At 71.0% G+C, this 20,770-nt stretch carries 23 protein-coding genes; 10 read left to right on the top strand and 13 right to left on the bottom strand.

Going from position 1 to position 20,770, the window contains the following annotated elements; genetic code table 11:
• Positions 1-343: 343 nt before the first annotated feature.
• The gene (locus tag ACZ41I_RS39875) at positions 344-994 is read right to left on the bottom strand and encodes a DNA-3-methyladenine glycosylase (RefSeq protein WP_363220899.1); all 651 of its coding nucleotides are present in this window, start codon (positions 992-994) and stop codon (positions 344-346) included.
• 100 nt (positions 995-1,094) lie between these two features.
• Here ACZ41I_RS39875 and ACZ41I_RS39870 point away from each other — a divergent pair, with 100 nt between their 5' ends.
• The 3 genes from ACZ41I_RS39870 (at position 1,095) to ACZ41I_RS39860 (ending at position 3,152) form a co-directional block, all read left to right on the top strand.
• Positions 1,095-1,877, top strand: a complete 783-nt coding sequence (locus ACZ41I_RS39870) for a sporulation protein (RefSeq protein ID WP_363220900.1) — start codon at positions 1,095-1,097, stop codon at positions 1,875-1,877.
• Positions 1,878-1,921: 44 nt separating this feature from the next.
• On the top strand, positions 1,922-2,452 hold the full coding sequence (locus ACZ41I_RS39865) for a YbhB/YbcL family Raf kinase inhibitor-like protein (protein WP_363220901.1): 531 nt from the start codon (positions 1,922-1,924) through the stop codon (positions 2,450-2,452).
• A gap of 193 nt (positions 2,453-2,645) precedes the next feature.
• Positions 2,646-3,152, top strand: coding sequence for an HNH endonuclease (locus ACZ41I_RS39860; RefSeq protein WP_363220902.1), 507 nt, complete (start codon positions 2,646-2,648; stop codon positions 3,150-3,152).
• 92 nt (positions 3,153-3,244) lie between these two features.
• Here ACZ41I_RS39860 and ACZ41I_RS39855 read toward each other — a convergent pair whose 3' ends face one another.
• The 3 genes from ACZ41I_RS39855 to ACZ41I_RS39845 all read right to left on the bottom strand — a co-directional run bounded on the left by ACZ41I_RS39855 (position 3,245) and on the right by ACZ41I_RS39845 (position 5,645).
• A complete protein-coding gene (locus tag ACZ41I_RS39855; RefSeq protein ID WP_363220130.1) occupies positions 3,245-4,204 on the bottom strand; it encodes an SPFH domain-containing protein in 960 nt (319 codons plus the stop codon).
• 134 nt (positions 4,205-4,338) lie between these two features.
• Positions 4,339-4,770, bottom strand: a complete 432-nt coding sequence (locus ACZ41I_RS39850; protein WP_363220131.1) for an NfeD family protein — start codon at positions 4,768-4,770, stop codon at positions 4,339-4,341.
• An 83-nt stretch (positions 4,771-4,853) separates the two neighbouring features.
• Entirely contained in the window at positions 4,854-5,645 is a 792-nt protein-coding gene (locus ACZ41I_RS39845) for an ABC transporter ATP-binding protein (RefSeq protein WP_363220132.1), read from the bottom strand.
• 150 nt (positions 5,646-5,795) lie between these two features.
• Here ACZ41I_RS39845 and ACZ41I_RS39840 point away from each other — a divergent pair, with 150 nt between their 5' ends.
• Complete coding sequence (locus tag ACZ41I_RS39840) at positions 5,796-6,584, top strand: hypothetical protein (protein ID WP_468516441.1); 789 nt, start codon at positions 5,796-5,798, stop codon at positions 6,582-6,584.
• A gap of 69 nt (positions 6,585-6,653) precedes the next feature.
• Here the strand turns inward: ACZ41I_RS39840 and chpE are convergent, their stop codons facing one another.
• From chpE to ACZ41I_RS39825, 3 genes are all read right to left on the bottom strand, one after another.
• On the bottom strand, positions 6,654-6,899 hold the full coding sequence (gene chpE / locus ACZ41I_RS39835) for a chaplin ChpE (RefSeq protein ID WP_363220134.1): 246 nt from the start codon (positions 6,897-6,899) through the stop codon (positions 6,654-6,656).
• 171 nt (positions 6,900-7,070) lie between these two features.
• Entirely contained in the window at positions 7,071-7,712 is a 642-nt protein-coding gene (locus tag ACZ41I_RS39830) for a response regulator (protein ID WP_399770484.1), read from the bottom strand.
• Positions 7,705-8,883, bottom strand: a complete 1,179-nt coding sequence (locus ACZ41I_RS39825; protein ID WP_468516440.1) for a GAF domain-containing sensor histidine kinase — start codon at positions 8,881-8,883, stop codon at positions 7,705-7,707. Before ACZ41I_RS39825 ends, ACZ41I_RS39830 begins: the two co-directional genes overlap by 8 nt.
• A 228-nt stretch (positions 8,884-9,111) precedes the next feature.
• On the opposite strand from ACZ41I_RS39825, the gene ACZ41I_RS39820 reads away from it, so the two are divergent.
• The 3 genes from ACZ41I_RS39820 to ACZ41I_RS39810 all read left to right on the top strand — a co-directional run bounded on the left by ACZ41I_RS39820 (position 9,112) and on the right by ACZ41I_RS39810 (position 11,946).
• Positions 9,112-9,807, top strand: a complete 696-nt coding sequence (locus ACZ41I_RS39820) for an SDR family NAD(P)-dependent oxidoreductase (RefSeq protein WP_468319913.1) — start codon at positions 9,112-9,114, stop codon at positions 9,805-9,807.
• Positions 9,804-10,880, top strand: a complete 1,077-nt coding sequence (locus ACZ41I_RS39815) for an S-adenosylmethionine:tRNA ribosyltransferase-isomerase (protein WP_468516439.1) — start codon at positions 9,804-9,806, stop codon at positions 10,878-10,880. The genes ACZ41I_RS39820 and ACZ41I_RS39815 overlap by 4 nt, the downstream gene beginning before the upstream one ends.
• 304 nt (positions 10,881-11,184) lie before the next feature.
• Positions 11,185-11,946, top strand: a complete 762-nt coding sequence (locus ACZ41I_RS39810) for a transglycosylase SLT domain-containing protein (RefSeq protein WP_468516438.1) — start codon at positions 11,185-11,187, stop codon at positions 11,944-11,946.
• A gap of 82 nt (positions 11,947-12,028) precedes the next feature.
• Here the strand turns inward: ACZ41I_RS39810 and ACZ41I_RS39805 are convergent, their stop codons facing one another.
• Positions 12,029-14,674 carry an ABC transporter ATP-binding protein/permease gene (locus ACZ41I_RS39805; RefSeq protein WP_468516437.1) on the bottom strand — a complete coding sequence of 882 codons (2,646 nt, stop codon included), beginning with the start codon at positions 14,672-14,674 and terminating at the stop codon, positions 12,029-12,031.
• Positions 14,675-15,005: 331 nt separating this feature from the next.
• Between ACZ41I_RS39805 and ACZ41I_RS39800 the strand changes: the two genes are divergently transcribed.
• On the top strand, positions 15,006-15,242 hold the full coding sequence (locus ACZ41I_RS39800; RefSeq protein ID WP_468516436.1) for a hypothetical protein: 237 nt from the start codon (positions 15,006-15,008) through the stop codon (positions 15,240-15,242).
• Between the two features lie 195 nt (positions 15,243-15,437).
• Positions 15,438-16,661, top strand: coding sequence for a phosphoserine phosphatase SerB (serB, locus tag ACZ41I_RS39795; RefSeq protein ID WP_363220440.1), 1,224 nt, complete (start codon positions 15,438-15,440; stop codon positions 16,659-16,661).
• A gap of 72 nt (positions 16,662-16,733) precedes the next feature.
• Here the strand turns inward: serB and ACZ41I_RS39790 are convergent, their stop codons facing one another.
• From ACZ41I_RS39790 to ACZ41I_RS39775, 4 genes are all read right to left on the bottom strand, one after another.
• Positions 16,734-17,252, bottom strand: a complete 519-nt coding sequence (locus ACZ41I_RS39790; RefSeq protein WP_363220439.1) for a SixA phosphatase family protein — start codon at positions 17,250-17,252, stop codon at positions 16,734-16,736.
• Positions 17,253-17,330: 78 nt separating this feature from the next.
• The gene (locus ACZ41I_RS39785) at positions 17,331-17,537 is read right to left on the bottom strand and encodes a hypothetical protein (protein ID WP_399770467.1); all 207 of its coding nucleotides are present in this window, start codon (positions 17,535-17,537) and stop codon (positions 17,331-17,333) included.
• A gap of 193 nt (positions 17,538-17,730) precedes the next feature.
• Positions 17,731-17,850: an SGM_5486 family transporter-associated protein gene (locus ACZ41I_RS39780; RefSeq protein WP_363220437.1), complete on the bottom strand. Its 120-nt coding sequence runs from the start codon at positions 17,848-17,850 to the stop codon at positions 17,731-17,733.
• 284 nt (positions 17,851-18,134) lie between these two features.
• Complete coding sequence (locus ACZ41I_RS39775; protein WP_468516435.1) at positions 18,135-19,451, bottom strand: CynX/NimT family MFS transporter; 1,317 nt, start codon at positions 19,449-19,451, stop codon at positions 18,135-18,137.
• Positions 19,452-19,533: 82 nt separating this feature from the next.
• On the opposite strand from ACZ41I_RS39775, the gene ACZ41I_RS39770 reads away from it, so the two are divergent.
• Positions 19,534-20,226, top strand: coding sequence for a FadR/GntR family transcriptional regulator (locus ACZ41I_RS39770; RefSeq protein ID WP_363220435.1), 693 nt, complete (start codon positions 19,534-19,536; stop codon positions 20,224-20,226).
• Here ACZ41I_RS39770 and ACZ41I_RS39765 read toward each other — a convergent pair.
• On the bottom strand, positions 20,204-20,554 hold the full coding sequence (locus tag ACZ41I_RS39765) for a hypothetical protein (RefSeq protein ID WP_468516434.1): 351 nt from the start codon (positions 20,552-20,554) through the stop codon (positions 20,204-20,206). The genes ACZ41I_RS39770 and ACZ41I_RS39765 overlap by 23 nt on opposite strands.
• Between the last annotated feature and the right edge of the window lie 216 nt (positions 20,555-20,770).

The raw sequence follows: 20,770 nt of genomic DNA, 5'->3' as shown, positions 1-20,770 counted from the left end.
AACGGTCGCTTCCTTTGTACTCACCCTCTCGGGCTTTCCTCCGGGCGCTTCCCTTCGGTGTTTCCGACTCTATCAGATCTTTTCTCGATCCGATTCCCTGTCGGCGGGATGTCTCCGGGGCTTTTGGCTTTCGCCGTCCGCCCTTTCGACATTCACTACGTTAGCTCATTCTCTCGGCGACTCATAATCGAGTCTCGCGAGTTCGAATTCGGGCACGCGAGCGCGCCAGAAACGACCCCGCCGAGGGGTTGTAGCTAGGTAGTGGGTTGGCCGCTCCGGCTGCAGGCGATCGCCGTACCCGGTTCAGCGGCTCGGGATACATTACGCACCTTCGCAGGGTGCGTCAACTTCGGCGGCGCCTCGGTACATGGGCTCGATAGGGGCTCACTGTCGGGTCGTCGGCCGCCCAGTAACGCCAGGGATGGATGTCGCCGTTCCCGCCTTCGCCGGCGACTCCCGTACGGGGGCCGCTTCGTACCTGGTCAGGGGCTATGGGCGTACCGGTCAGCATCCTCAGCGCGGTCTCACCGCTGGCACACGCGTCCGTACCGTCGAGTGCGCGGTCGACTTCCAGGGCCGTCGCCAGGCGGGCCGGCCCCTTGGCCAGTTCCTTGTCGTTCCGGGCCGAAACTCGACGTTTGCGGGCCAGGTCCACACCTTCGATCACCTCGCCGGCGCGGAGCAGGACGGCGCTCGCCCGGCCCTCGGGGCCGCAGACGAGGTTCATGCAGTGCCACATGCCGTAGGTGAAGTAGACGTACACGTGTCCCGGCGGGCCGAACATCACCGCGTTGCGGGCGGTGCGGCCGCGGTAGGCGTGGGAGCCGGGATCATTCGGACCGTCGTACGCCTCGACCTCTGTGAGGCGGACGGCGATCGGGCCGTCCGGGGTCGTACGGACCAGGATGCGGCCGAGGAGGTCCGGTGCCACCTGGAGGACCGGGCGGTCGAAGAACTCTCTGGGCAGTGGCGTACGGTCCGGGGGCGCGATCATGCCCTCCGAGGGTAGTGCAGACGGAGCACCGCGCCGGCGGAACCGGTCGCGGGCGGATCGCGTTTGTAGGGGTCGAGGGTCCTTCGTAAAGGGAGAGTCAATGGCGTTCAAGAAGCTGCTTGCGAGCCTCGGGGCCGGCGGGGCGTCGGTCGAGACGGTGCTGACCGAGGTCAATGTCGTGCCGGGCGGGGTCGTCCAGGGTGAGGTGCGGATCCAGGGCGGGTCCGTGAACCAGGACATCGAGGGGCTGTCGGTCGGGCTGCAGGCCAAGGTCGAGGTGGAGAGCGGCGACCAGGAGTACAAGCAGGACATCGAGTTCACCAAGGTGCAGCTCGGTGGTGCCTTCGAGCTGCAGGCGGGGGCCGTGCACGCGGTGCCGTTCGGTCTGGAGATCCCCTGGGAGACTCCGGTCACGATGATCGACGGGCAGGCGCTGCGCGGGATGCACATCGGGGTGACGACCGAGCTGGCGATCGCGCGGGCCGTGGACTCGACGGATCTGGACCCGGTCAACGTGCATCCGCTGCCGGCGCAGAAGGCGATCCTGGACGCGTTCATCCAGCTGGGCTTCCGCTTCAAGAACGCGGACATGGAGCGCGGTCACATCCGGGGTACGCGGCAGCGGCTGCCGTTCTACCAGGAGATCGAGTTCTACCCGCCGTCGCAGTACCGGGGCCTGAACCAGGTCGAGCTGAGCTTCGTGGCCGACGAACACGCGATGGACGTCGTGCTGGAGATGGACAAGAAGCCGGGTCTGTTCAGCGAGGGCTCGGACACCTACCGGTCCTTCCAGGTGGGTCTGAACGACTGGCAGGGGACCGACTGGGCGGCTTATCTCAACCAGTGGCTGTCCGAGGTCGGCGGCAAGCGCAACTGGTTCTAGGCTCGGGACAGCTGGTTCCAGATCATCGATCAGGAGGTACCGAGGTGACCGAGCTCAAGCGGCGGCCGCTCCCCCATGACTTCCATCCGCCCGTGCCGTCGTTCACGGTGACGAGCGCGGACATCGAGGAGGGCGCGACGCTGAAGAGCGCCCAGGTCCACGCGGAGGGCAACACCTCGCCGCAGCTGCGCTGGGAGGGTTTCCCGCCGCAGACCAAGAGCTTCGCCGTGACCTGCTACGACCCCGACGCGCCGACCGGCAGCGGGTTCTGGCACTGGGTCCTGTTCGACATCCCGGCCTCCGTGACGGAGCTGCCGGCGGGTGCGGGCAGCGGCAAGTTCGAGGGCCTGCCCGAGGGTGCGGTGCATGCGCGCAACGACTATGGGACGAAGGACTTCGGTGGTGCCGCGCCGCCGCCCGGGGACGGGCCGCACCGGTACGTCTTCACGGTGTACGCGGTGGACCAGGAGAAGCTGGGTCCGGATGCGGATGCGTCGCCGGCCGTCGTCGGTTTCCATCTGCGGTTCCACGCGATCGCGCGGGCGCAGCTCATCGGTGAGTACGAGAACCGGTGAGTGCGAGAACCCCGCGCAGGGCTGAGCGCGGCGCCGCGATTCAGCCGAGCGTTCATTGAACGTTTGCCCGCCTTCGGTCTTGGAAGTGATCGGAGGCGGGCATTTTTTATTGCGTTGTCCATCTCGGCGCGCCCGTCCAGAGTTGATCCAAGCCCGCCGGGGGGTGGGCAGGTGCACACGGGAGGTGGGCTGGATGCGGGACACGCTGGTGCTGAACGCGAGCTTCGAGCCGCTGTCGACGGTGACGCTGAATCGAGCCGTCGTTCTGGTGCTCCAGGACAAGGCCGTCGTAGAGCAGGCCCATCCCGAACTGCGGATGCGCGGTGCCGATGTGGACATACCCGCGCCCCGGGTGATCAGACTGTGCAGGTACGTACGGGTGCCGTTCCGAAGACAAGCCCCGTGGTCGAGGCGGGGTGTGCTGGTCCGGGACCGGCACCGGTGCGCGTACTGCGGGCGCAGGGCGACGACCGTGGACCACGTGGTGCCCCGGGCGCAGGGTGGCACCGACTCGTGGCTGAACACGGTGGCGTCGTGTGCGGAGGACAATCACCGCAAGGCGGACCGGACTCCCGAGCAGGCGGGTATGCCGTTGCTTCGGCAGCCGTTCGAGCCGACGCCTCAGGACGCGATGCTGCTGGCGCTGGGGACCGAGGAGTTCGAGGCGCTTCCGGAGTGGCTGTCGCAGGCCGCCGCCTGACCCGTACGAGGCTTGACGCATGCGGCGCTAGGCCCACAGGGAGAGGGGCTCACCTTCCGCGGAAGGTGAGCCCCTCTCCCTGTACGAGGGTGTCAGTCGATCGACGGCTTCTCCCGGCGCTCCGTGCCGCCGTTGTGGCCGTTGCCCGACGAGCCGTTGTTGCCCGAACCGCCGCCGAGGGGGCCGAAGTTGCCCATGGCGCCGGAGAGGCCCTTGAGGGCGTCGCCGATTTCGCTGGGGACGATCCAGAGCTTGTTGGCGTCACCCTCGGCGATCTTCGGGAGCATCTGCAGGTACTGGTAGGACAGGAGCTTCTGGTCGGGGTCGCCGGCGTGGATGGCCTCGAAGACCGTACGGACCGCCTGGGCCTCGCCCTCGGCGCGCAGGGCGGCGGCCTTGGCCTCGCCCTCGGCGCGCAGGATCTGGGACTGCTTCTCGCCCTCGGCGGTCAGGATGGCGGCCTGGCGCGTACCTTCGGCGGTGAGGATCGCAGCGCGCTTGTCACGGTCGGCGCGCATCTGCTTCTCCATCGAGTCCTGGATGGAGGTGGGCGGTTCGATGGCTTTCAGTTCCACGCGGTTGACGCGGATGCCCCACTTGCCCGTCGCCTCGTCGAGGACGCCGCGCAGGGCGGCGTTGATCTCCTCGCGGGAGGTCAGGGTGCGCTCCAGGTCCATGCCGCCGATGATGTTGCGGAGTGTGGTGACGGTGAGCTGCTCGATCGCCTGGATGTAGCTGGCGACCTCGTAGGTGGCCGCGCGGGCGTCCGTCACCTGGTAGTAGATGACCGTGTCGATGTTGACGACCAGGTTGTCCTGGGTGATCACCGGCTGCGGCGGGAACGGTACGACCTGTTCGCGCAGGTCGATGCGGTTGCGGATGGTGTCGATGAACGGGACCACGATGTTCAGGCCTGCGTTCAGGGTGCGTGTGTAGCGGCCGAAGCGCTCGACGATGGCGGCGCTGGCCTGTGGGATGACCTGGATGGTCTTGATCAGGGCGATGAAGACCAACACCACCAGAATGATCAGGACGATGATGACCGGTTCCATCGTGTTCCCCGTACCCCTCTCCGCCTCGGCGCCTCGGCAGATCCCGCTGGTTGTTGAAGATCTTGCTGGTCGAGTCTGACAGACCGTCGCCCAACTCGTGGGCCGGTTGCCTCAGATGAAGGAGGCCCGATGCCTCAGATGACGATGGCGGTGGCCCCTTCGATGTCCACGACGTCCACCTCCTGGCCCACCTCGTAGGCGCGTCCGGTGTCGAGGGCGCGGGCCGACCAGACCTCCCCGGCGAGCTTGATGCGGCCGCCGGAGCCGTCGACGCGTTCGAGGACGACTGCCTGCCTGCCCTTCAACGCGTCGACGCCGGTGGCGAGTTGGGGGCGCTGTCTGCCGTGCCGGGCCGCGATGGGGCGGACGACGGCGATGAGTGCGACGGAGACGACGACGAACGCGAGGACCTGGATCACGGCGTCGAAGCCGAGGCCCGACACCACGGCGGCGGCGACGGCCCCCACCGCGAGCATGCCGAACTCCGGCATCGCGGTGACCACGAGCGGGATTCCGAGCGCCGCCGCGCCGACGAGCCACCACACCCATGCGTCGATGTCGTTCACATGGTCATGGTAGGGCCGGGGTCGGGCGGCGGACAGGGCGCAAAAGGGAGCGGGGCCGGCTCACGACCGCCTCCGGTGGAGGGTCAGGACAGGGGCAGGCCCTGGGCGGTCCAGCGGTCGCCGACCTGCTCGACGACGAGCGGGAGGCCGAAGCAGAGAGAGAGGTTGCGGGAGGTCAGTTCCAGCTCGATCGGGCCGGCGGCGAGAACCTTGCCCTGGCGGATCATCAGGACGTGGGTGAAGCCGGGGGCGATCTCCTCGACGTGGTGCGTGACCATGATCATCGAGGGGGCGATGGGGTCGCGGGCGAGCCGGCCGAGGCGGCGGACCAGGTCCTCGCGGCCGCCGAGGTCGAGGCCGGCGGCGGGCTCGTCGAGCAGGAGCAGCTCGGGGTCGGTCATCAGGGCGCGGGCGATCATGGTGCGCTTGCGCTCGCCCTCGGAGAGGGTGCCGAACTTCCGGTCGAGGTAGTCGCTCATGCCGAGGCGGTCGAGGAAGGCGCGGGCGCGCTGCTCGTCGACCTCGTCGTACTCCTCCTGCCAGTGGGCGGTCATGCCGTAGGCGGCCGTCAGTACGGTCTCCAGCACGGTCTGGCGCTTGGGGAGCTTCTCGGCCAGTGCGATGCCGGCCATGCCGATACGGGGGCGCAGGTCGAAGACGTCGACCTTGCCGAGGGTGTCGCCGAGGATGGTGGCGGTGCCCTTGCTGGGGAAGAGGTAGCTGGAGGCGACGTTCAGGAGGGTGGTCTTGCCGGCGCCGTTGGGGCCGAGGATGACCCAGCGCTCGCCCTCCTTCACCGACCAGGAGACCTGGTCCACCAGAGCCCGGCCCTCGCGGACCACGGATACGTCCTGAAGCTCCAGAACATCGCTCATGAGCGCGTTGTCTCCCCTTGCAGTGTGGCCGGTCTCGGCTGTCGCGTAGGCCTGTGGCTCGGTCCGCCGCGCCGGTGGGCGCAGCCCTTATGAAATCTACGCCACGAGTGCCCGGCACCATTCCATCGGTCCTGTCCTTAGGGTGGGTGCATGCTCTCGGAACCGCGTTCAGGACGCCTTGCCGCTTGGGGAAATGCCCTTTTGGCCGGACTTGCCTCTCCGGATGACGCCGCGCTCGCCATTGTGGGCGAGGACACGGCGCACCGGGTGGAGGGGCTGCCCGGGGAATCCGCGCAGGTGGGGCTCACGCTCGCGCTGGGGCGGCTGCGGGCGCTGGGGGCGACGGGGCTGCGGGTCGCACTGCCCGTGCCGGGGCATCCGCTGGGGCTGAGCGGGCCGCCGGAGTTCAATGCGCGGGCGCTGGAGGCCGAGGAGGCGGTGGTCTGCTTCGGGGCCGCGCTCGGGCTGGTGCCCCAGGTGTACGAGGCCGGGCCCGCCGGTGATGTGCATGCGGAGGTGGTCTGGCAGGTGCTGCCGGTGCGGGAGGCGCCGCCCGCCGATGTGCCGTCGCTGGGCGAGGCCGAGCGGGAGCTGGCGGAGGCGCTGCGCGACGCGACAGCCGTGCTCTCGAAGCTGGACGTGGCCGGGTCGGGGCCGGTGGCGGAGGCGGCGATCGACGCGTACCGGGCGCGGTCCGAGCGCGGGCGTGAGGTGCTGGCGCCGGGTTATCCGTCGCGCGCGGTGCGGGTGCTGGAGCTGGCGCAGCGGGTGGGGCTGCTGGTGTCCCTGGCGTATGACAAGGGGCACGGCGGTGCGGTCAGCTCCGCTGAGATGGCCGCGCGGTCCGAGGCGCTGCGGCCCGTGGAACGGACGGCGCGGCGGGCGCTGGTCGCGGCGTACAACTCCGTCGTGGAGGAGCGGGAGCGGGGAGTGCGGTAGGCGGCCGGCCAAAAGCGGACAGGCCTCCCGGTGCACACGGGAGGCCTGTGGTCACTGTGGGCCGGAAACTCAGTGGTTGAGACCGGTGTTGCCGAAGGCCGGGTTCAGCACGCCGATCACGTTCACGCTGTTGCCGACCGCGTTCACCGGGATGTGGACCGGGGCCTGGATGACGTTGCCCGAGATGACACCCGGGGAGCCCTGGGCGTCGCCGCAGGCGTGGGCGCCGGTGGTGGCGGAGGCCATCCCCGCGCCGGCGGCCATCAGGCCACCGGCCACCATCGTCACGGCCGCGGCCTTCTTCAGGTTCTTCACTTTCCAACCCCTCCTAGACGTTCACCGCGGCGGTTCGCCGCAGCACGCACTGGAGAACGGCGCAGACCGCCGGAGGGTGCGCCATCCGGGTGACATTCCCACGACGGTATGAATCTCAGTCCATACCCTGACCCCTCGCGTTGCCCTCGGTGATGTCTTGGTGAGGGCGTTTCAGCCGGTCACGCCATGGCGAACGGCCCACAGGGCGGCCTGGGTGCGGTCGGCGAGGTCCAGTTTCATGAGGATGTTGGAGACGTGCGTCTTGACGGTCTTCTCGGACAGCACCAGGGCGCGGGCGATCTCGCGGTTGGAGCGGCCGTCGGCTATCAGGCCGAGCACCTCACGTTCCCGTTCGGTGAGTGAAGTCCCTCTGCCCTGACCGGAGTTGCTCTCCTCCTGGGAGAGCAGGGCGCCGGCGACCTCCGGCTGGAGGAGGACGTGGCCGGCGTGCACGGAACGGATGGCGCCGGCGAGGGCGTCGGGGTCCACGTCCTTGTAGACGTATCCGGCGGCGCCCGCGCGCAGCGCCGGTACGACCGTGCGCTGCTCGGTGAAGCTGGTGACGATCAGCACGCGCGCGGGGTTGCCGGCTTCGCGGAGCTTGCGCAGGGCGTCGATGCCGTCCATGCCCGGCATCTTGACGTCCATCAGGACGACGTCCGGCCGCAGTTCCTCGGCGCGGGCGACGCCCTCGGCGCCGTCGGCGGCCTCACCGACGACCTCGATGTCGTCCTGCACCTCCAGGAAGGTGCGCAGGCCCCGGCGGACGACCTGGTGGTCGTCGACGAGCAGTACCTTGATTGCGTCAGCCACCGGGGACCTCCATCTCGATCGTGGTGCCCTTGCCGGGCGCCGACTCCACGCTGAGCGCGCCGCCGACCCCGCTCGCCCGGTCCCGCATGGAGACCAGGCCCAGGTGGCGTCCGGCGCGGCGGACCGCCTTGGGGTCGAAGCCGTTGCCGTCGTCGGTGACGCGCAGCACGGCTCCGCAGCCGCGCCGCTGGACGCTCACGTCGACGTGCTCGGCGCCGGAGTGGCGCAGGGCGTTGTGCAGGGCCTCCTGGGCGACCCTGAGCAGGGCTTCCTCCTGGGCGGCGGGCAGGGCGCGGAAGCCGTTGCTGGTGAAGGTCACGCGCGCGGTGTGGGCGCGGTCGAGGACCTGGGTCTGGGTGCGCAGGGTGGCGATCAGGCCGTCCTCGTCCAGGGCGGCGGGGCGCAACTCGACCACCGCGGCACGCAGTTCGTCGGCGGCCTCGGCGGCGAGCGCGGCGACCTGGTGCAGCTCGCCCTTGGCGCGGGCGGGGTCCCGGTCGACGAGGGCCGCCGCGGCCTGGGCGGTCAGACGCAGCGAGAAGAGCTTCTGGCTGACCGCGTCGTGCAGTTCGTGGGCGAGGCGGGAGCGTTCCTCGGCGATGGTCAGCTCACGGCTGCGCTCGTACAGCCGGGCGTTGGTGAGGGCGATGGCGGCGTGCTGGGCGAGGATGGCGAGCAGCTCCTCGTCCTCCGCGGTGAAGCCACAGCGCCCCTCGCGGTTCGGGCACGGGGGCTGTGAGGGGTGTCCCCCCGCAGGGGGCAGCTTGTTGGCGAGGAACAGGGCCCCGATGACCTCGTCGCCGTCGCGGATGGGCAGGCCCAGGAAATCGACCAGGTCCGGATGCGCGGACGGCCAGCCCTCGAAGCGGGGGTCCTTGCGCACGTCGGCGAGGCGCTCGGCCTTCGCCTCGTGCAGCATCGCGGCGAGGATGCCGTGCTGGCGGGGCAGCGGGCCGATGGCCTTCCACTGGGCGTCGCTGACGCCGTCGACGACGAACTGGGCGAAGCCCCCGTGGTCGTCGGGGACGCCGAGGGCGGCGTACTGCGCGTCGAGCAGCTCGCGGGCGGAGGCGACGATCGTCTTGAGGACGTCGCGCACCTCCAGGTGCCTGCTCATGGCCAGCAGCGCGGAACTGACCGCGGCGAGGCCGGACCGGGGGCCTTGACTCATGTCCTCACGGTACCGGCGGGGTGTGACAGAGCGGATGGGACCTGTGACGGCCGGCCCTGGTCCGCTGGACCTAGGGCTGCGGGTCTGGGTCCCGGGGCCCCGGCCGTGCGGTGTACGCCGAAGGACCCCTCGGTTCTGCGGCCCGCGTCCGAGGCGGCCGGGGCGGTGCCGTTCCTACGGTGTCGGCACCGCCCGATGAGGGCGGTCAGCGACGAGGGGACGGTAGTCATGCCGGTAGCGATCATCACGGGGGCCTCGAAGGGGCTGGGGCGGGCGCTCGCCGAGGCGCTGGCCGCGCGGGGCTGGGACCTGGTGCTGGACGCCCGGGGCGCCGAGGCGCTCAAGGAGGCCGCGGAGAGCGTCTCCGGGCACGGCACGCGCGTGGAGGCACTGGCCGGGGATGTGACGGACGCCGGGCACCGGGCGGAGCTGGTGGCGGCGGCCCGCGCGCTCGGCGGTGTCGATCTGCTCGTGAGCAATGCCAGTGCGCTGGGCGCGGAGCCGCTGGTGCGGCTGGCCGAGCTGCCCCTGGAGGGGTTGCGGCGGGCGCTGGAGGTGAACGTGGTGGCCGCGCTGGGCCTGGTCCGTGAGGCGCTGCCGCTGCTGCGCCGGTCGCCGGCCGGGACGGTGGTCGCGGTCAGCTCGGACGCGGCGGCCGAGGCGTACGGGACGTGGGGCGGCTACGGCGCCTCGAAGGCGGCCCTGGACCAGCTCGTGGCGGTGCTGGGGGTGGAGGAGCCCGGCCTGCGGGTGTGGGCGGTGGATCCCGGGGACATGGCGACGGAACTGTATGCGGCGGCCGTACCCGACGACGACGATCCGCGTCCGGCGCCCGCCGCGGTCGTACCGGCGTTCCTGCGGTTGCTGGACGAGCGGCCGGCCAGCGGGCGGTACGCGGCGCCCGCGCTGCTGGAGGAGCGGTGAGGACGGCAGTGCGCGTGCCGCAGGGACGGTCCGCGCGCGTGCCCGCCGAGCAGCGCGGTCCGGGGCTGGACCGGGACGCCGTACGGCTGCTGGTGTCGCGCGGTACGGAGGTGACGCATCACGCGTTCCCCGAGCTGCCGCTGCTGCTGCGGGCCGGGGACGTGCTGGTGGTGAACACCTCCCCCACGCTCGCCGCGGCGGTGGACGGGCGGATCGGGCACGCCCGCGTGGTGGTGCATTTCTCCACGCGCGGGGACGACGGCCGATGGGCGGTGGAGGTGCGCGAGCCGGACGGGCAGGGCACTACACGCGCGCGTGCGGGCACGCATGCGGGTACGGAGGTGGTGGTCCCGGGGGCGGGGCGGCTGGTGCTGGAGGAGCCGCTGACCCCGCGCGGGGAGCGGCTGTGGTGGGCCCGGTCGGGCGGGGACGTCCTGGAGATGCTGCGCGCCTGCGGGCGGCCCATTCGCTACTCCTATACGGAGCGCGACCAGCCGCTGTCGGTGTACCAGACGGTGTTCGCGCTGCCGTCGCCGGACGGGTCGGGCAGTGCGGAGATGCCGAGTGCGGCGCGGCCTTTCACCGCGCGCCTGGTGGCGGAGCTGGTGAGCCGGGGTGTGCAGTTCGCGCCGGTCACGCTGCACACGGGGGTGGCGTCGGCGGAGGCACACGAGCCGCCGTATCCGGAGCGGTTCGCGGTGCCGGAGGCGTCGGCGCGGCTGATCAACGCCGTGCGGGCGGCTGCGGGCAGGGTGATCGCGGTCGGTACGACGGCCGTGCGGGCCGTGGAGTCGGCGGCCGGGCCGGACGCGGTGGTGCGGGCGGCCGAGGGCTGGACGGACCTGGTCGTGACGCCGGAGCGCGGGGTGCGGGTGGTGGACGGGCTGCTGACCGGGCTGCACGAGCCGGAGGCCTCGCATCTGCTGATGCTGGAGGCGGTGGCGGGCAGGACAGCGGTCGACCGCGCTTACGACGAGGCGCTGCGGGGGCTCTACCTGTGGCACGAGTTCGGCGACGTCCATCTCATCCTCCCGGACGAGGGTCCTCACGGAGCGCGTTGCGACGGCAACTGATGGTGAGACTGTTACGTCTCCGATGTGAGCCCGCACATAGGGCCCACATCACGTACGAACGGACATAGGAGATAAACATCCCGGAGTGAACGGGACAGACGGTCCAATCTGTCCCGTTTTGCCCCTCCCTGATCCACTACCGAGGATCGTACGTCACACCTTTGCCTGGGCATTTTGCGCCCGCTAAGAATTGCTTCCGTCGCTCAGCGCCGCGGCTACCAGCCCGCGGCGTTCGTGCGGGAGGAGCCGATTCCCCCGGCGGACGCAGGAGCGACCTCCGCGCCAACGAAGAGGTCCATCAGCCATGCCCAAGAACATCCTCAACCGTGCTCATAGTCGTGCCCTGACCAAGCAGCACAAGATCGCCGTCGCCGGTGTCGCCGCTCTCGGCACCGCCGCCATCGCCCTGTCGGCCGTCCCCGGCCACGCGGACACCGTCACCACCGGCGCCCCGGCCACCACCGCCCAGGTAGCCACCGCCCAGGTCGCCTCCGCCACCGCGCTGAAGAACGTCAAGGGCACGGTCACCGACCAGCTCGCCACCGAGACGGTCAAGCTCGACACGTTCGCCGCGCAGAAGAAGGCCGCCGACGAGGCCGCCGCCAAGCAGCGCGCCGAGGCCGCGGCGAAGAAGGCCGCCGCCGACGCCGCCGCGAAGAAGGCCGCGCAGGACCGCGCCGCCAAGGCGGTCGTGAGCCGCTCCGCGCAGCGCATCGCGATGCAGCCGGTCGCCGCGAAGACCTACGCGAACAACCTCGACGGCTGGATCCGCCAGGCGCTGGACATCATGAAGCAGCACAACATCCCGGGCTCCTACAGCGGCCTGCACCGCAACATCATGCGTGAGTCCTCGGGCAACCCGATGGCCATCAACGACTGGGACATCAACGCCGTCAACGGCATCCCGTCCAAGGGCCTGCTGCAGGTGATCCAGCCCACCTTCAACACCTACCACGTGCCGGGCACGTCCTCGAACATCTACGACCCGGTCGCCAACATCACCGCCGCCGCCAACTACGCGGCCCACCGGTACGGCTCGATCGACAACGTCAACAGCGCGTACTGAGGTCGGCGCGGACCTCTCAGAGACGCGAAAGGGCGGCACCCCGTACGGGGTGCCGCCCTTCGGCGTCTGTGCCCGGGCGCGGCTACTTCCGCATGACCTCCGGCTCGTGCCGGCGCAGGAAGCGGGCCACGAAGAAGCCGCAGATCACGCCGAGCACGATCAGTGCGATCATGTCCCCGGTCCAGGCGCCCGCCGTGTGGTTCCACAGCGGGTCGTTGTCGCCGGCGGTCTCCGGCGGGCTGAGCCGGTTGAAGTCCAGCGTGGCGCCGGCCGCGGCGACCGCCCAGCGGGACGGCATCAGGTACGAGAACTCGTTGACGCCGACCGTGCCGTGCAGCGCGAACAGGCAGCCGGTGAAGACGACCTGGATGATCGCGAACATGACCAGCAGCGGCATGGTCTTCTCGGCGGTCTTCACCAGCGAGGAGATGATCAGGCCGAACATCATCGCGGCGAAACCGAGCCCCATGATCGGCAGGCACAGCTCCAGCAGAGTGGCGTTGCCGAGGATGAGGCCCTGGTCCGGGACCTCTCGCCTGCCGAAGCCGATGACGCCGACCAGCAGCCCCTGGAGCCCGGTGATCACGCCGAGCACGAACACCTTCGACATCAGGTACGCCGACCGGGACAGGCCGGTCGCGCGCTCCCGCTCGTAGATCACCCGTTCCTTGATCAGCTCACGGACCGAGTTGGCGGCACCGGCGAAGCAGGCGCCGACGGCGAGGATCAGCAGCACGGTGGTGGCCGTGCCGTTGGGCACGATCTGCCCGGTCTGCGGATTGGCGCCGTTGGGCAGCAGGCCGCGGTCGGGGTGGATCAGCAGGCTGACCGAGCCGATGACGGCCGGCAGGAGCACCATCAGGGCCAGGAAACCGCGGTCGGAGGCAATGACCGACACATAGCGCCGCACCAGGGTGACGAACTGGGAGAACCAGCCCTGCGGCTTGGGCGGCCTGATCGCCTGCATCGGCGGCATCTGTACCGCCTGCGGTACGGCCGAGTCGACGTCCGCGGCGTACAGCTGGTAGTGCTGCGAGCCCTTCCAGCGGCCCGCCCAGTCGTAGTCGCGGTAGCTCTCGAAGGCGGAGAAGACATCGGCCCAGCTGTCGTAGCCGAAGAAGTTCAGCGCCTCCTCGGGCGGGCCGAAGTAGGCGACCGCGCCGCCCGGCGCCATCACCAGCAGCTTGTCGCACAGCGCCAGCTCGGCCACCGAGTGGGTGACGACGAGGACCGTACGGCCGTCGTCGGCGAGGCCGCGCAGCAGCTGCATGACATCGCGGTCCATGCCCGGGTCGAGACCGGAGGTCGGCTCGTCCAGGAAGATCAGCGAGGGCTTGGTGAGGAGCTCCAGGGCCACCGAGACGCGCTTGCGCTGTCCGCCGGACAGGGAGGTGACCTTCTTGTCCTTGTGGATGTCGAGCTTGAGCTCACGCAGCACCTCGTCGATGCGGGCGTCGCGTTCGGCCGCGGTGGTGTCGGCCGGGAAGCGCAGCTTGGCCGCGTACTTCAGGGCCTTCTTGACACTCAGTTCCTTGTGCAGGATGTCGTCCTGCGGGACCAGACCGATGCGCTGGCGCAGCTCGGCGAACTGCTTGTACAGGTTCCGGTTGTCGTACAGCACCTCGCCCTGGTTGGCGGGCCGGTAGCCGGTGAGCGCCTTGAGCAGGGTCGACTTGCCGGATCCGGACGGGCCGATGACCGCGACCAGGGACTTCTCCGGGACGCCGAAGGAGACGTCCCGCAGGATCTGCTTGCCCCCGTCGACCGTCACGGTCAGATGGCGCGCGGAGAAGGAGACCTCACCGGTGTCGACGAACTCCTCGAGCCGGTCGCCGACGATCCGGAAGGTGGAGTGGCCGACGCCGACGATGTCGGCGGGGCCCAGCTGCACCGAGCCGCCCTTGGGGATCGGCTGGCCGTTGACGTAGGTGCCGTTGTGCGAGCCGAGGTCGCGGATCTCCAGCCGGCCGTCGGGCGTGGCGTGGAACTCGGCGTGGTGCCGGGAGACCTGCAGGTCGGAGACGACCAGCTCGTTCTCCAGGGCACGGCCGATGCGCATCACGCGGTCGAGCGCGAACTGGTGGAAGGTCGTCGGGCTGCGGTCGCCGTGGACCGGCGGCGCCCCCGCGCCACCACCGGGCGTGTTCTGCGCGTACTGGTCGGCGGGCCCCGCCTGCTGCGGAAACGCGGGCGCCTGCTGCTGCCAGCCGGGCTGCGGAGCCTGCTGCTGCGCGGGCGCCTGGTGCGGCACGGCCGGCTGGGGAGCCGGTGCCTGCGGCTGTGCGGCGGCCGGCGGCTGCGCGGCGGCCGGCGGCTGTGCGGCGGCCTGCTGCTGCGCGGCGGCCTGCTGCGGGGCCGGCTGGGCCCAGCCCGGCGCGCCGGCGCCCTGCGCGGCGTACGGCGCCGACTGCTGCTGGCCGGCCGCGGCCCCGGACAGGTTCAGCCGCGGTCCGTCGGTCGCGTTGCCGAGGTGCAGCGACACACCCGGCCCGATCTCCGTCTGCTGGATCCGCCGGCCCTGCACGAACGTGCCGTTGGTGCTGCCATGGTCCTCGATGACCCAACTACGGCCGTCGAAGCTGACCGTGGCGTGCCGCCAGGACACCCTGGCGTCGTCGAAGACGATGTCACCCTGCGGATCACGGCCGAGGGTGTAGGGCCTGGACGGGTCCAACGTCCAGGTCCGTCCATTTGATTCCAGTACGAGTTCCGGCACTCCATGCCCCACTGAGTTGTCCCCCGAGTTACCCCCATCGCAGGGAGTCTAGGGATGTCGAACATCGTGGGGAACTATTTCAGGCTCAGCCCCGTGACCGAAACCCGGGCCTTGCCAGGAGCGCCTGCACGCGCTCCGACTCACCGCGCTGTCCCGTTCGACCGGGTTGAAACCGGGCCGGACAGTGGCAATACCGGCGAGGTGGGCGAATAACGGTGACGGCTGCGGCAGCAGTTGCCGTCGCCCCGGCCGAACTCCTCGCCTGCGCGGGCATGGTGACCTTCGGGTGGGTGTGCGAGGCGGGGAAGCGGGAAGTGATGACGCCAGGCGATGGGAGGCAGTGATGGCGAACTTTCTCGACCGGGCCAGGGAACAGGCGCAGAGCGCCCTGAACCAGGGCAAGCAGAAGGTGGACGAGCTCCAGCAGCAGCGGGCCGGGAACGATCTGCTGAAGCAGCTGGGGGCGGCGTACTACGCCGAGCGGCGCGGTTCCGGGTCGGCGGAGGACACTCAGCAGGCCCTGTCCGCTCTGGAGGCCCACATCTCCGCTCACGGGGACGGCTTCCTGCGCGGAAGCTGAGCCGGCGGCCCCCCGGCGCTGCCGGACACGGCATCTCGTGGCAGAGTCGAGGGGGAGCCGGGGGCTGCCGTGTGCGGGGGCAGGGCGTCTCCCGGTGGCAAGATCCCTGACACCGGCGCGTCATCCATTGTTCCGTGTCCGTCAGGCGGACCTCGGCGGCGCACGGCACTGGGTGCCGGATACGGTGGTGACACCATGAGCGCTTCGCAGACCTCCGTTTCACAGACCCCCGAGGTCCCGACTCTCCTTGTCAAGATCTTCGGCAGGGACAGGCCGGGCATCACGGCCGGCCTCTTCGACACCCTGGCCACCTACCTCGTCGACGTGGTCGACATCGAGCAGGTCGTCACCCGGGGCCGCCTGGTGCTGTGCGCGCTGGTCACCCAGCCGCCGGCCGGCCTGGAGGGCGACCTCAGGGCCACCGTGCACAGCTGGGCCGAGTCGATGAAGATGCAGGCGGAGATCATCTCGGGGCGCGGCGACAACCAGCCGCGTGGCCTCGGGCGCTCTCTGGTGACCGTCCTCGGCCATCCGCTGACCGCCGAGTCGACTGCCGCCATCGCCGCCCGGATCGCGAAGGCCGGCGGCAACATCGACCGTATCTTCCGGCTCGCCAAGTACCCGGTGACGGCAGTGGAGTTCGCCGTTTCCGGAGTGGAGACCGAGCCGCTGCGCACGGCCCTCGCCACCGACGCGGCGGCACTGGGTGTCGACGTCGCGGTCGTCTCGGCGGGCCTGCACCGGCGCGCTCAGCGTCTGGTGGTCATGGACGTGGACTCCACACTGATCCAGGACGAGGTCATCGAGCTGTTCGCGGCGCACGCCGGCTGCGAGGACAAGGTCGCCGAGGTGACGGCGGCGGCGATGCGCGGGGAGCTGGACTTCGAGCAGTCGCTGCACGCGCGCGTGGCGCTGCTGGAGGGGCTGGACGCCTCCGTGGTGGAGAAGGTGCGCAACGAGGTCCGGCTGACGCCGGGCGCCCGCACCCTGATCCGCACGCTGAAGCGGCTCGGTTACCAGGTCGGTGTCGTCTCCGGTGGCTTCACACAGGTCACGGACGATCTGAGAGAACGGTTGGGTCTGGACTTCGCGCAGGCCAACACGCTGGAGATCGTCGACGGCAAGCTCACCGGCCGGGTCACGGGCGAGATCGTGGACCGCGCCGGCAAGGCGCGGCTGCTGCGCCGGTTCGCTGCGGAGGCCGGGGTGCCGCTGTCACAGACGGTGGCGATCGGTGACGGCGCCAACGACCTGGACATGCTGAACGCTGCCGGTCTGGGCGTCGCCTTCAACGCCAAGCCGGTGGTCCGCGAGGCGGCACACACAGCGGTGAACTTCCCCTTCCTCGACACGGTGCTGTACCTGCTGGGCGTCACCCGGGAAGAGGTCGAGGCAGCCGACACGCACGACGAGGGCTGAGCCCGGTCCGGCCGGCCGGATGCGCCAGGGCCCGGCACCGCGCAGGTGCCGGGCCCCCGCGTCTGTGCGAGGTCACTCGGCGGGCGCCCAGTAGTCCATGAGCGTGGCCACGCCCGGCTCCAGGGTCTTCCAGGGGCCGTCGAAGGACAGCACCGCGAAGCCGGCCGCCGGGAAGCCGCGGCGGTTCATCCGCTCCCGGGCGTCCTGCTCGGCCGTGCCGGACAGGATGTCGGCCAGGCCGTGGACGCCCGGGTTGTGGCCGATCAGGATCAGGTTCCGCACGTCGTCCGGAGTCTCGTTGAGCACGGCGATCAGTTCGCCGGGCGAGGCTTCGTAGATCCGCTCCTCGTAGACGGTCTTCGGCCGGTGTGCCAGCTCGTGGACGGCGAGCTTCCAGGTCTCGCGGGTCCGGGTCGCGGTGGAGCACAGGGCGAGGTCGAAGGTGATACCGGTGTCGGCCAGCTTGCGTCCGGCGACCGCGGCGTCCTTGCGGCCCCGCTCGGCGAGCGGGCGCTCATGGTCGGACACCTGTGGCCAGTCGGCTTTCGCATGCCGGAGGAGGACGATCCTGCGAGGTTCTGCGGCGCTCATGGGACCCAGCTTCGCATGAAACACGCCAGGCGGCGCAGGGAGTTGACATGCGGATTCACCGCGTGCGGAGACTTCGGGTCAGCGCGTGAGGAGCTGCTGGGCGCGCTCGAAGAGGTGCGTGATCGCCGGGTCGCTGCTCGCCGCGTGTGCGTCCGACGGGTTGAGTATCAGGACCAGGAGCGCGATGAAGGCGAGCGCGGGCAGGGCCAGGGCCCACCAGGGCAGCCGGATGTCGACGCCGCCCGTGGTCGCCGGGTGGGGCCGGGAAGGGATGCGGGCCGGCATGATCGCCTCCGTGGGTCTTCGAGCGGGTCCGTGACCGTGTCGTGCGGCCACGTCTCGAAGCTACGGAATCCGGGGCCGTCAACCCATCCGGGCATCCACCCAGTTGACCCTGAGCCTTGCCCCCTAGGGGATGGGGGGCTGTCCCCACCGTCCGCCGCCGGAAGCGGGCCGGGACACCGCCCGGCCGCGCCCGTCACGGGGAGGCGATGATCGCGATGACGGCGATGACGGCGAAGATGGCGAAGAACGCGCCGAAGACGAGCAGCATCTTCTTCTGGCCGTTCTGCGGGTTCGGGTCGAGCACAGGCTGCATGCGCCCAGTCTCGCACCCTCCGCTCCGCTGGGTTCGGCCGGGGCGGGAGACCCGCACCTGCCCGGCGAGGGGGCCGGTGGTCACGCACGCCGCACCCGGAGCCGACCGCCCGGCCGAACGAGAGCCGCCCGGAGTGGACCGCCCGGCCGAACGGGAGCCGGGCGGGGCGGGCGCGCCCGCGCCACCGCCCCACCGGAGCCGGCCGACCCGCCCGACATGGGAGTACGCAGCTGGGGCCGCCCAGCCCGCCCTCCGGGCGAACGGCAGGAGTGCGACGACAGGACCTAGCGGCCGGCCTCGTCCTCCACCGTGCGGTCGCGGCCCGCCAGGAAGCCCACCGCCATCTGCGGCACCATCAGGCCCGTCATGAGGGCGATCGGCATTCCCCAGCCGCCGCTGTGCTGGTAGAGCACGCCGACCAGCAGCGGGCCGGGAATGGAGATCAGATAGCCGGTGCTCTGCGCGAACGCGGACAGCTGGGCCACGCCCTGGCCGCTCCTGGCCCGCATGCCGACCATGGTCAGGGCCAGCGGGAAGGCGCAGTTGGAGACGCCGAGCAGCAGCGCCCAGGCCCAGGCTCCGGCCGCCGGCGCGATGTACAGGCCGGCGTATCCGGCGAGGCCGCACACGCCCAGGACCAGCGCGATCGGGCCCTGCTGGGGCAGCCGGGTGGCGACCCGCGGGATGACGAAGGCCAGCGGCACGCCCATCACCATGGTGACGGCGAGCAGCAGGCCCGCGGTGCCGGCCGGCACGCCGGCGTCCCGGAAGATCTGCGGCATCCAGCCCATGGTGATGTAGGCGGCGGTGGCTTGCAGGCCGAAGAAGACGGCGAGCGCCCAGGCGGTGCGGCAGCGGGTGATGCGCAGCGGTGCGTGCCGTTCCGCCGCCGCCCGCCCCTGCTCCTGCGGCCGTGGGGGCGCGGTGCCGCGCTCGCGTACGAGCGGCAGCCAGGGCAGGACGGCGGCGCCGGCGAGGGCGGCCCACACGGCGAGGCCGGACTGCCAGCTGCCGCCCATGGCGTCCGTCAGGGGCACGGTCACCGCTGCGGCCAGGGAGGTGCCGAGGGCGAGGGCCATCGAGTACAGACCGGTCATGGAGCCGACCCGGTCGGGGAACCAGCGCTTGACGATGACCGGCATGAGCACGTTGCTGACGGCGATGCCCATCAGGGCGAGCGCGCTGGCGGCCAGGAAGCCGGCCGTGCTGCCGAGATACGGCCGTATCAGCAGACCCGCGGTGATGGCGGCCATCCCGGCGCACACCACGGCGGCCGGCCCGAAGCGGCGGGCCAGGCGGGGCGCGGTGACCCCGAAGACCGCGAAGCACAGCGGGGGCACGGAGGTGAGCAGGCCCGCCACGCTGCCGCTCATGCCGAGCCCGTCGCGGACCTCCTCCAGGAGCGCGCCGAGGCTCGTGATGGCCGGGCGGAGGTTCAGCGCGGACAGCACGATGCCGGCCACGACCAGGCGGGGCGCCCACGCGCGCGTGCGGCCCGCGCCGGGGGGCGTCTCGGGGGTGCTCGTCGCGGCGGCCGTACCGCGTTCGGTCGGTGACATCGCCGTACGGGTCTCCACTGTCCGGGTTTCCTCACTCGCCATGCCAGCCATCATAGAATCATGGGATGATTGGTTGTCCACTCCCGGGGAGTCCGAGCCCGGGACCGTCGTGCGAAGGTGGGCCATGCCCCTGAGCCACCCGCGCCGTTCGGCGCTGTCCGAGCAGGTCATCGCAGAACTGCGCAAACAGATCACCTCCGGCGAGTGGCCGGTCGGCTCGCGCATCCCCACGGAACCGGAACTGGTCGAACAGCTCGGCGTCGCCCGCAACACGGTCCGCGAGGCCGTCCGCGCGCTCGCCCACAACGGCCTGCTGGACATCCGGCAGGGCTCGGGCACCTATGTGGTGGCGACGAGCGAGCTGGCCGGCGTCATGCACCGCCGGTTCGCCGACGCCGACCCCCGGCACATCGCGGAGCTGCGCGCCGCATTGGAGTCGGCGGCGGCGAGGCTGGCCGCCGAGCGGCGCACCGAGAAGGACCTCAAGCAGCTGGACACACTGCTGGAGCGGCGCGAGGCGGCCTGGGAGGCGGGCGAGGCGGAGGCCTTCGTGACCGCCGACGCCACCTTCCACCTGGCCGTGGTGGCCGCCTCGCACAACGACGCGATGACGGCGATGTACGCCGATCTGGGCGAGGTGCTGCGCGACTGGCTGCGCGCGGACGTGGGTGCGGAGCTGACACCGGAGACGCACATGGAGCACACACGCCTGGTGGACGCGATCCGCGCCGGGGACGCGGAGGCGGCGGCGGCCGAGGCCGCGAGCTATCCGTTCCTGTGCCGCCCGGGCCGGTTCAGCGCTCCCTCTGGTGGCTGATCCACACCGACCGGACTTCCTTCCAGCACCGGCCGGCGAGCCGTACGGTCATGGCGGGCTCGGTGTCCACCGGTGCGCTGTCCGTGTCGATGTCCCACCAGCGGGCGCACTCGATGTGCAGCCGCACGCGATCGGTGTCGACATAGGGGTTGTGGCAGTGGGCCACCACGTGGGAGCCGCGCACGGTCGTCCGGCAGGCGGCCCCGAAGAGGTTCGGCGCGGGTGGTTTTCCGTCGCCCACGCGCGCGTAGGGCATCGCCTCGTACGGCACGGAGAGCACGAGGACCACGGCCACGGTCACCGGGGCGAGGCTGCGGGACAGGCGCACAAGGGGGACCTCCTCGGCCGGGCTGCGGAGGGACGCGTGAGGGAACCCGTAATTCAGGGTGCGCCGCCCCGGCCGGTGGGCGCCCGGCCGGTGGGCCGAACGGGTGACGCCCACGCCTTGGTCACACCACGGCCGGGGGCCGCGCCCCCCAAAAAGGGCGGGGCCCCGACTTTGGTTCGCTGTGGGCGGGCGCGGCCACACCGCGCTTGCGGGACG

This window comes from Streptomyces sp. NPDC030799 (assembly GCF_055572255.1).
The sequence above is the reverse complement of the archived record's forward strand: the minus strand, read 5'-3'. Positions and strand labels throughout refer to the sequence as shown.